The organism is Streptomyces triticirhizae, assembly GCF_003696235.1.
Classification (GTDB): domain Bacteria; phylum Actinomycetota; class Actinomycetes; order Streptomycetales; family Streptomycetaceae; genus Streptomyces; species Streptomyces triticirhizae.
The window spans coordinates 1-1,326 of the sequence record NZ_RFFJ01000391.1; the positions used below are offsets into that span (position 1 = coordinate 1).

The following is a 1,326-nucleotide window of genomic DNA, read 5'->3' on the forward strand; positions in this document are numbered from 1 at the left end:
GGCGACCACGGCGGCCCGCGCGGAGACCGAGGGCCGGCCGCCGCCCGTCACACCCGCGCCCCTGCGGCAGCGCCCGGCGCGTCCTCCGCATCCGCCGACGCCGCCAACGCCGCCGACCCCGCCGACTCCGCGTGCCAGGCGGCGAGTTGGCCCAGCACCCAGTCGGCGACGGGGGCCACGCCCTCCGGCGCCTTCAGCGAGGTGAGGGCCACGGGCAGCTCGCCGCGCTGGGCCCTGGCGTCCCTGGCCATCGCCGCCAGGTCGGAGCCCACGTGCGGCGCGAGGTCGGTCTTGTTGATCACCAGCAGGTCGGCGCCGGTGATGCCGGGGCCGCCCTTGCGCGGGATGTCGTCGCCGGCCGCCACGTCGATCACGAAGATCTGCGCGTCCACCAGGCCACGGGAGAACGTGGCGGTCAGGTTGTCCCCGCCGGACTCCACCAGCACCAGGTCCAGCGGGCCGGTGCGGTCCTCCAACTCCTCGACCGCCTCCAGGTTGGCCGAGATGTCGTCCCTGATGGCGGTGTGCGGGCAGGCGCCGGTCTCCACGGCGCTGATCCGCTCGGCCGGCAGCACCGCGTTCCGCAGCAGGAAGTCGGCGTCCTCGCGGGTGTAGATGTCGTTGGTGACCACGGCGATGGCCAGCCGTTCGCGCAGCGCCCGGCAGAGCGCGGCGACGGTGGCCGTCTTGCCGGAGCCGACGGGCCCGCCCAGCCCCACGCGCAGCGCCCGGCGGCTCCCGTCGGGGCGGCGCGCCCGGGCGGCCGAGTAGGTGTGGCGGTGCGGAAAGCTCTCGGGGTGGTCGAGGTGCACGGCGTTCTCCCAGGATCAACGGCGGACGGTCGGCGGTCGGGAACGGTCGGTGTTCACCGTCCGGAACGGTCGGGAACGGTCAACGGGCGGGAACCGTCAACGGGCAGGAACGGTTCAACGGGCGGTCGCAGGCAGAGCGTTCGGGTGGCGGGAGGAGCGGTCAGGAGTGGTCAGGAGGCGAAGAGCCGGACCGGCCAGGCCGCGTGGTCCTCGGCCGCGATCTCCAGCAGCGGCGCCGCCCCGGCCGGCAGGGCCGTCTCGCCCCGCTCCGGCCAGCCGTCGGCCGCCGCCACGGCGCGGTCGGCGACGCGTTCCGTCTCGGGGGCCAGCCGGGCCAGCACCGCCGTCGCCTCGAACGGGTCGAGGCCCAGCAGCCGGACCACGGCTGAGGCCGGCGCGCTGATCGCGTCATAGCCGGCGGCCAGCGCGACATCGCGCGGGCCGAGCCCGGCGACCCGGCCCACAGCGCCGAGCACCACCGGCTGGTGGGCGCCGCCGGGACGGTCGCGGCCCA

Annotated in this window: 2 protein-coding genes; both read right to left on the reverse strand. The window is 76.5% G+C overall.

The annotated features are described in order from the left end of the window. Window positions 1-47: 47 nt before the first annotated feature. The gene (gene ureG, locus EBN88_RS29860; protein WP_122400085.1) at window positions 48-812 is read right to left on the reverse strand and encodes an urease accessory protein UreG; all 765 of its coding nucleotides are present in this window, start codon (window positions 810-812) and stop codon (window positions 48-50) included. 170 nt (window positions 813-982) lie between these two features. Continuing rightward, window positions 983-1,326, reverse strand: a 344-nt coding sequence (locus EBN88_RS29865; protein WP_325052795.1) for an urease accessory UreF family protein, incomplete at its 5' end; no start/stop codon positions are given.